Origin of the sequence: Cardinium endosymbiont of Sogatella furcifera (genome assembly GCF_003351905.1) — a bacterium.
GTDB lineage: Bacteria > Bacteroidota > Bacteroidia > Cytophagales > Amoebophilaceae > Cardinium.
In genome coordinates, this window is record NZ_CP022339.1 from 1,094,852 (window position 1) to 1,103,593 (window position 8,742).

An 8,742-nucleotide genomic window follows, 5' to 3' on the forward strand; every position below is an offset into this window, starting at 1 on the left:
CTGACCATTTGATAACTGTATTTTACACATGATTAAACTAAAATATACAGAAACAAATTATCATTTTTTTTGTCCGATTTTTTCAGTCCATTATACTTTATGTTCATTCAAGCCCGATGGTCCAACTAACTTTTGGATAGACTTTTACCTATTTTTTTTAGATTTTTATTTGGTATTGCAACGGCCTGGGTATATGGATTTAAGGATATTTCTAATTTTATCATAAGCCTCCTCGAGTTCGGAGGTGTTTGTTGAATAAGGTGGTAATAGATAAACAGAATTACCAAGAGGTCTGATTAAAAGTCCCTGTTCTAAGCATTTTCTTTTTAAGGTTTGTGCCTCATGAACATCAAACGCTGCTATTGTACCAGTGACACGTCTTTGTCTTGCTGGTAAATCTGCTAAGCCTTTTCTATGTGCATTATTGATTGCCTGAATGGATTCCATAGTACTTTGTTTAAGTAATAAGTCTAAGGAAGCAAGTGCTGCTGCACAACCTAAAGGATTGGCAGTATAAGAATGACCATGAGCAAAAGCTTTGTTGAATTTCTCGTCCAAAAACGCTGAATAAACTTTCTCAGTAGTAACTGTTAAAGCAAGCGGTAAAAAGCCTCCTGTTAATCCTTTAGCAAGACATAAAAAATCGGGTATAATTTTAACTTGTTCAAAAGAGAAGTAAGTACCAGTACGTCCAAAACCAGTCATTACCTCATCAAAAATTACCAAAATTTCATACCTACGTACTAAACTAACCACTTTTTTAACAAACTCTGGACGACACATTTTCATCCCGTTTGCTCCCTGTATTAAACGTTCTACAATTAATGCAGCAATTTTATCAGCACTATTATTTAAGTGGTGCTCTAGTGCTGTAAGTGCATAAGTTTCCTTATTCTGTATTTCTTCATCTCGATCCCAAGTTTCAGGAAAAGGAATTGTCAAAACCGAGAAAAATAAATCTGAGAATATATCATGAAAACCAGATTTTAAACCTATACTCATTGCACCAAATGTATCGCCATGATATCCACCATTAAAACTTAAAAATATAGTTCTTTTAAGATCACCCTGGTTGCGCCAGTACTGGTAAGCCATTTTTAGTGCTACTTCAACGGCAGTAGAACCATTATCTGAAAAAAAGAACTTAGAGAGCCCTGGTAATAAAGAATGTAATTTTTCACAAAGTTTGACAGCAGGCTCATGGGTAAATCCAGCAAAAATCACATGTTCTAGACTGATACTTTGGTTATATATAGCTTTAGCAATATCAGGATGCGCATGACCATGTAGATTTACCCACCAACTAGAGATGAGATCTAGATATGGCTTGTTTTGCTCATCATAAATATATGATCCATATGCTCTTTTAATTGCAATTCGATGTTCAGCTATCTTTTCTTGTGTAAATGGATGCCATATAATTTTTTTATCACGCTCATTTAGATTCATATAATATTAAAAATTGTTTGTAATTCAACTAAAAATGGAACTTTTATTAAGTTCTCTTTGCTTATATGCTGCAGTGTAGGAATTGATGCTAATACCTTCACTTTACCATAAAATTCTATTGCTTTAAGATTATCCTTATTATATTGCCCATTTAAAATTATCCCTAGTATGCTGATATTTCTTGCACGTAATGCTTCTAAACTTAGTAATGTATGATTAATTGTACCGATCGTAGACCGAGCAACTAAGATTACTGGTGTAGCACACTTCTTAATTAGATCGACCATAAATATAGTCTCATTAATTGGAACAAGAATTCCTCCAGCCCCTTCTATAATTAAGTTGCTTACTTTAGGTAAAGTTATCTCTTCGATATCAATCTTCCTGCATTCAATTGATGCTGCCAAATGAGGGGATGATTCTTTTTCAAAAAGAAAATCTTCTTTATAAACATTAGTACCTGTTAACTTATTCACTTCATGACTATCTGTACCTAAAGTACTTCCGGTTTGAATAGGTTTGAAATAATGGTAACCAGTATGTAAGCAAAGCCAGCTACTTATAATAGTCTTACCAACATCTGTATCTGTTCCTGTTACAAATATTTTCATTTGCTTAAAATTCCAAAAAATACTTTGTAGGTGATGTTAATTTTATCTGTATAAGTTTTAATAATCTTCTTTAAATCACTTACCAGAATTTGCTGGTTGCTATAGTTTGCTCCTAAATTATTTAGGTATTTTATAAAGCTACTTGAGTTTGAAAATGCTAGATGAAATTCCTGTGAATTGAAAAAGCACTTACTTGGGGTTAAGGAAAGTAAATAATCCTCTAATGCTTGTCTAGATGGGTACTGATGGGTTGGTGTAGGTAGTGAGGACTCTATAAAAATTTTAGACCATTCACTAAATGTACCATCCAGTAGAGACGAAAAAGCAAAAATACGTGAGTGTTCATAAAACTTTTTTATTACTTTATTATGGTCGTTTACCCATTGAAGTGCTAGATTCGAGATAACAAGATCATGAAAATCAAAATTCTGTATTTCCATATCACCTAAAATAAATTCGACTTTTTTATTTTCCAGTTTCTTTTTTGCTTGAGCAAGCATATTGGGTGATAGGTCATTTATAGTGAATTGGCTTTCAGGAAAATAACAAGACAATATTTTTGGAATATATCCAGTACCTGTACCCAGGTCTAAAATAGAATCTGGATAGAACGTAGCAGCGTACTTTTTTAAATAATTAACCAGCTCTATGGCACATTTTTTTTGAATTGAAGCAACAGAATCATAGGATGAGCTTGCTCTGTCAAAATTACTCTTTATGTGTGCTTTCTGAAATACCATCTACAAAACTTATAATTTGTTCATGTACAAAATGACGTCCATATAAGCCTAAGGAATGATAACCTTCATTGTGCACTACAACCCTAACGTACTTACTAAAATTGTCAAATACAAGCTCTGTAGGTACAATCGTATCATTTTTTGAACCTATTATTAATAGTGGTATATCCGGCAAAGGATATGCTGCAGTCAGCAACTCTAAATCTTTCATTAATTTAATTTTATTAAGACAGTTAGAAATGTCATAATTTATGCCACAACGTTTATGGAAAGATGCTAGCGTATCTATGGGGGTTATCTGAAAGTGCTTTATCATTGTTTTAAGTTCTAATTTTCTTTTTTTATGTAATTCTGAATCAAATCCTAAAAAATTAATAAAAGCGTGTATCCCAATAAGAGCTGTGAATTTTACCTTTAATGAGATTAATTTTATAAATCCAAGAGAATGGCCAACACCAATCAGTGTATTGTTACTTGGTAATCTTAAGTTTTCTTTTCCAAAATAACCAAGGTCTAAGCAATAGCAGCAAAGATTTGAAAAATATTCTTTTATAAGAGGCTCAAAAAACTTGTGGTCAAATCCCCAACCGTGACAAAATATAAAGCAGGGTTTCATATCTTCTTAAGAGCATCTATTAAATGATCTAAGTGGATCTCAGTGTGACTTACATTAAGTGCAATCCGTAATCTTGCTGTACCAGGAGGAACAGTAGGTGGACGTATAACAGAAACAATCAATCCGTGTTTTAAAAGCTTTGCTTTCGCATGGATTGTACTAGTTTCATTACCTAGAATGATTGGTATAATATGTGTAACCGAATTACCTATATTAAATCCAAGTCTTTGTAGATTATTCCTCAACTTTTCGGCCTTACAAGCTAAAGCTTGACGTTGATCAGTGAGATCTTTTATTAAGTCCCAAGCCTTAGCTGCTGCACCAATTATCATTGGCGAAAGAGAAGTTGAGTAGATAAACCCTGAACATTTGTTGATAAGGTAATGCTTTATAATATTAGAGCAACAAACATATGCTCCGAAGCACCCCAACGCTTTACTAAAAGTACCTAAAACTAAGTGGGGAATTTCATTAAGATTAATGTTAGTAGATAAGCCGTATCCATCATCACCGATAACACCCGTTGCATGTGCTTCATCTAAGTATAAAAAAGCATCATGTTCTTTACTGAGCCTAAAGATTTCATCTATTGGTATAACATCTCCATCCATACCAAAAATAGTTTCAGTAACAATAAACTTTTTCCTTTTTTGATCTTTGAATTTTGTCAATAATTTACTTAAGTGATTCATGTCATTATGATGGTATCGTATAAGCTCAGCATCACTTAAAAATATAGCTTGATATAAACTTGCATGATTTAATTTGTCGAAAAAAACCATAGGTTTATGGCCTAATATTGCCTGATCTAATAAACTTGCAAGAACTGTTACATTAGATTGAAAACCAGAGTTTAAAATAAGAGCTGACTCAGTTTTTTTGTCTTGAGCAATCTTACTTTCAAGATCTTCAAATATTGGTCTATTACCAGATAGTAAACGAGAACCAGTAGATCCTACTCCAAACTGTTTTCCAGCAGATTTTGCTACTTTTAATACCACTTTTGACTTGCTTAATCCAAAATAATCATTACTAGAAAAATCAATAAAATTTTTATCCAAATCTGATTGTAACTGTCTATATTTTTCTTTAGCTTTTAATTCATCAAGATGTTTGTAGTATTCTTTGTACATAATTAATTTTTTATTTACCCAACTTACCTATACCTAAGTAAAATTTAAAACTAATGAAAAAAAAATGGATTCTTTCTGAAATAGACAAAATTTTTAGTCTTCCATTTCCCGAGTTGATTTATACAGCACAAGGAGTACATAGAACACGTTTTAATGGTCATGAAGTACAGATTAGTACACTTTTGAGCATTAAAACAGGTAGTTGTCCTGAAAATTGCTCTTACTGTCCCCAGTCAGCACACTACGATACTGGATTAAAAAAAGAGCCTTTATCAAAAATTTCAGAAGTAATTGAAGCAGCCAAACGTGCAAAAGAAGCTGGTAGTACTCGTTTCTGTATGGGTGCAGCTTGGCGTGGACCACGCGATCAAGATTTAAAAATTGTTTGCGAAATGGTTAGAGAAGTAAAAAAACTAGGTGTTGAGACATGTGTCACACTTGGGTTATTGAAAGACTACCAAGCTAATATGCTTAAAGAGGCTGGTTTAGATTTTTACAATCATAATGTTGATACATCTCAAGAGTATTACGATAAAATTATAACAACACGTACTTTTAAAGATCGTTTAGATACATTGGAGCATGTACGTAGTGCTGGTATCAAGGTTTGTTGTGGTGGTATCCTTGGCATGGGAGAAACTAATCAAGATCGAATAAAAATGTTGATCCTTCTTGCTAACATGGAGGAACCACCAGAATCAGTACCAATTAATATGCTGATGAAAATTCCTGGCACTCCTCTTGAACATGTAGCTGATGTCGATCCGTTTGATTTTGTCCGTACTATTGCAATAGCTAGAATCATAATGCCCACATCTTATATTCGTTTATCAGCTGGGAGAGAAAAAATGTCAGATGAGCTGCAAGCTCTATGTTTCCTTGCTGGAGCTAATTCAATTTTTTATGGTGAAAAGCTACTAACCGCTCAAAATCCGGTACCTGAACAAGATGAATTTTTATTACAAAGATTAGGCCTAAAAAAGTTGCATAACGAGTCATCTATTTCTATCTAATTTTGTAAGCAATAACAGTTAAATCTTGTTTCACGTTTATAAAAAATCATATTTTAAAAACCAAAATGCCTAAGGTATATCGTTTCGTGTATTATGGAAAAAAAGGCAGAAGATATCTTACAAAAGATTACTGATTCCGATTATGAGTATGGCTTTGAAAGTAATATTTCTGTAGATACCATTCCAAAAGGTTTAACAGAGGATACGATTCGTTTGATCTCATATAAAAAAGAAGAACCTGATTGGCTTCTAACCCGTCGTTTACAAGCCTTTCGTCATTTATCTAAACTCAAAGAACCGACCTGGGCAAAAGTTAGCTATCCACCTATAGACTATCAGAATATCATTTATTATGCTGCTCCTAAGCAAAAAGTACAACTGAGTTCTTTAGAAGAAGCTGATCCTGAATTACTAGCTACATTCAAGAGGCTCGGTATCTCTCTAGAAGAACAAAAAAGGTTAACTGGTGTAGCTATGGATGTTGTATTGGATAGTGTTTCCGTGGCCACTACTTTTAAAGATACGTTAAATAAACTAGGAATTATTTTTTGTTCCTTTAGTGAAGCGGTTCAAAAGCACTCTGATTTAGTTCAAAAGTATTTAGGTAAGGTAGTACCCATGACCGATAATTATTTTGCTACCCTGAATATGTCTGTATTTAGTGATGGTTCCTTTTGCTATATTCCCAAAGGTGTCCATTGTCCTATGGAGCTTTCCACTTATTTTCGCATCAATGCCACCAATACGGGGCAATTTGAACGGACTTTAATTGTAGCAGAAGAAGATGCTTATGTTAGCTATTTAGAAGGGTGTACCGCCCCTATGCGGGATGAACACCAATTACATGCTGCTGTAGTAGAGATTTATGCTGAAAAAGGGGCGCATGTAAAATATGCTACTGTGCAAAATTGGTATCCAGGTAATAAGGATGGGGTAGGTGGGGTCTATAATTTTGTAACCAAAAGAGGCCTTTGTGCGGGCGCGCATGCTAAAATTTCTTGGACACAAGTAGAAACAGGATCAGCTATTACTTGGAAGTATCCCAGTTGTATTTTAATGGGAGACCATTCGGTAGGTGAATTTTATTCTGTAGCGGTTACTAAGAATAAACAGCAAGCAGATACGGGAACGAAAATGATTCACTTAGGTAAACATACCAAGAGCCGAATTGTAGCCAAGGGTATTGCAGCTGGCTAATCCAATAATAGTTATAGGGATTTGGTTAAGCTCACATCTGGAGCTGCGCATGCTACTAACTTTTCTCAGTGTGACTCTTTATTGATGGGCAATAATTGTGGTGCTCATACTTTTCCTTATATAGAAGTAAAAAACCCAACCGGGCAGGTGGCCCATGAAGCCACTACTTCTAAAATTAGTGAAGACCAATTGTTTTATTGCAATCAACATGGTATTGATCATGAAAACGCAATTGCACTTATTGTCAATGGTTACTGCAAGGAAGTACTTAATCAGTTGCCTATGGAGTTTGCTGTAGAAGCCCAAAAACTATTGTCGCTTACTTTAGAAGGCAGTGTTGGGTAGGGGTTATGTAACTAGTACTACCGAAAAATTTTATGAAATTTTCTATCAGAGAATAAAAAATTATATTGTTTTCCATAAGATAATGTGATAAGACAATGTGATATTGCCTTAATAGGCTAGGTCAAGGACCCTAAAAAAGGATATTATTTAGACCTTTATAAGCAGTACATACTGTAGCAATCTCTGATATTTTGTTTCCGTTCACGACTATGGTAATAAAAGTTGTTAAATGAGCAATAATTTGCTAGGTTTAGTTATTATTTATCAATACTTATACATCTCCATGGAAGGTCTTGGATCTCTAGTTAACAGCTTACAATCAGAAATTCGCCAACTAAAGGCAGAGATTGATGTATTGACTGATTTATTTACTTTAAAGATCGACCTACTAACGGCAGAAAATAGATCCTTAAAGGAAGCAACTACCTCCTTAACAGCAACCAATAAAGCTTTAACTGAAGAAATTTCTAAGCTAAAATACAAGCTAGGTTTGACCTCTAAGAACTCCTCGATTCCTACCTCCAAAGAGCTATACAAAATAAAACGGAATAAAGTAAAAAGTACTCGTAAACGAGGCGGTCAACCTGGTCACTCAGGTGCTGCTCGTGGTAAGATGGTAGCAGATGAGGTTATCGAGTTGTCTATTTCAGGTTCATGTTCCTGTGGTGGTCATGTAGCGATATCTTCCAAGCCTTATATTCATCAAAAAGTAGATTTACCCGATATTAAGCCGCATGTAATCAGTTATCATATGGAGCATGGTCGCTGTAGAAAATGCGGGAAACGCTACACTGCTAGACTTCCTAAGGGTGTTACCTCAGATGCCTTTGGTCCTAAAATCAAATCAGTGATAGGCGCTTTGACTGGCTTTTATAAAAACTCTAAACGAGAGGTAGCTTGTATATTACAAGATATCTTTAATCTAGATATCAGTCTGGGTAGTATCTCTAATAGCGAGGCTAGGGTAGCATTCAAAATGCAAAACAGCTTACCAAGCTATAGAAGAAACCATTAAGCAAAGTAAAGTACTGCATATAGACGAAACGGGGCACAATAATAATGGTAAACTAAATTGGGGTTGGATGTTTACTAACGTTATGGCCAGCCTCCTTAAGCTCACTACTTCCAGAAGCCGAAAAGTTTTAGAAAGTAGTGGACTGAATCCTAAAGATCACATTGTGATCAGTGATAGATACGCAGTTTACAATTACTTTCCACCCACCCATAGGCAACTTTGTTGGTCACATATAGCTAGAGATTTTGAGAGGTTTTCCCATAGTTTCCATAGAGGTGTTAAAGTATAAGGCTATTCCTTAAAACAGATAGCCAGTGAATTATTTGCTTTACATCGATCCTTTTTGAATCATTCTATTGAGTTACTTCCTTTTTTAAGGCGCATTAGAAAATTGCGCAAACAGACCTGGTATGGCTTAAAAGCTATTGCTAGGGTAGCAGGTGCTGTGCACGCTAATCGTGTAGCCAGAAATATAATGCGAGCAGAGCCTATGTTATGGAAATTTTATCAGGACCCGGTAAACATTCCTTTGACTAATAACTTGGCTGAGAGGCAAATCAGACACTACGTGGTTTATCGTAAAAACTCATACTTTACTCAATCAGAACGGGGTAATAGATTCT

7 protein-coding genes and 2 pseudogenes are annotated in these 8,742 nt (G+C 34.7%); 4 read left to right on the forward strand and 5 right to left on the reverse strand.

Annotation, left to right across the window (positions count from 1 at the left end; all coding sequences use genetic code 11):
* Positions 1–165: 165 nt before the first annotated feature.
* The 5 genes from bioA to CE557_RS04940 are packed head-to-tail and all read right to left on the reverse strand — an operon-like array spanning position 166 to position 4,549.
* Complete coding sequence (gene bioA / locus CE557_RS04920; RefSeq protein WP_114910441.1) at positions 166–1,449, reverse strand: adenosylmethionine--8-amino-7-oxononanoate transaminase; 1,284 nt, start codon at positions 1,447–1,449, stop codon at positions 166–168.
* Entirely contained in the window at positions 1,446–2,060 is a 615-nt protein-coding gene (gene bioD / locus CE557_RS04925; RefSeq protein ID WP_114910442.1) for a dethiobiotin synthase, read from the reverse strand. The genes bioA and bioD overlap by 4 nt, the downstream gene beginning before the upstream one ends.
* Positions 2,057–2,800 carry a methyltransferase domain-containing protein gene (locus tag CE557_RS04930; protein ID WP_114910443.1) on the reverse strand — a complete coding sequence of 248 codons (744 nt, stop codon included), beginning with the start codon at positions 2,798–2,800 and terminating at the stop codon, positions 2,057–2,059. The genes bioD and CE557_RS04930 overlap by 4 nt, the downstream gene beginning before the upstream one ends.
* On the reverse strand, positions 2,769–3,416 hold the full coding sequence (locus CE557_RS04935; RefSeq protein ID WP_114910444.1) for an alpha/beta fold hydrolase: 648 nt from the start codon (positions 3,414–3,416) through the stop codon (positions 2,769–2,771). The genes CE557_RS04930 and CE557_RS04935 overlap by 32 nt, the downstream gene beginning before the upstream one ends.
* Positions 3,413–4,549, reverse strand: a complete 1,137-nt coding sequence (locus CE557_RS04940) for an aminotransferase class I/II-fold pyridoxal phosphate-dependent enzyme (RefSeq protein WP_114910445.1) — start codon at positions 4,547–4,549, stop codon at positions 3,413–3,415. Before CE557_RS04940 ends, CE557_RS04935 begins: the two co-directional genes overlap by 4 nt.
* A 53-nt stretch (positions 4,550–4,602) precedes the next feature.
* Here CE557_RS04940 and bioB point away from each other — a divergent pair, with 53 nt between their 5' ends.
* From bioB to CE557_RS05315, 4 genes and pseudogenes are all read left to right on the forward strand, one after another.
* Positions 4,603–5,562, forward strand: a complete 960-nt coding sequence (gene bioB, locus CE557_RS04945; protein WP_114910446.1) for a biotin synthase BioB — start codon at positions 4,603–4,605, stop codon at positions 5,560–5,562.
* Positions 5,563–5,655: 93 nt separating this feature from the next.
* Positions 5,656–7,104: pseudogene (sufB, locus tag CE557_RS04950) on the forward strand (Fe-S cluster assembly protein SufB).
* Between the two features lie 346 nt (positions 7,105–7,450).
* Positions 7,451–8,074: pseudogene (locus CE557_RS05310) on the forward strand (DUF6444 domain-containing protein); the annotation flags it as partial.
* A gap of 64 nt (positions 8,075–8,138) precedes the next feature.
* Positions 8,139–8,408, forward strand: a complete 270-nt coding sequence (locus CE557_RS05315; RefSeq protein ID WP_420888371.1) for an IS66 family transposase — start codon at positions 8,139–8,141, stop codon at positions 8,406–8,408.
* Positions 8,409–8,742 lie beyond the last annotated feature (334 nt).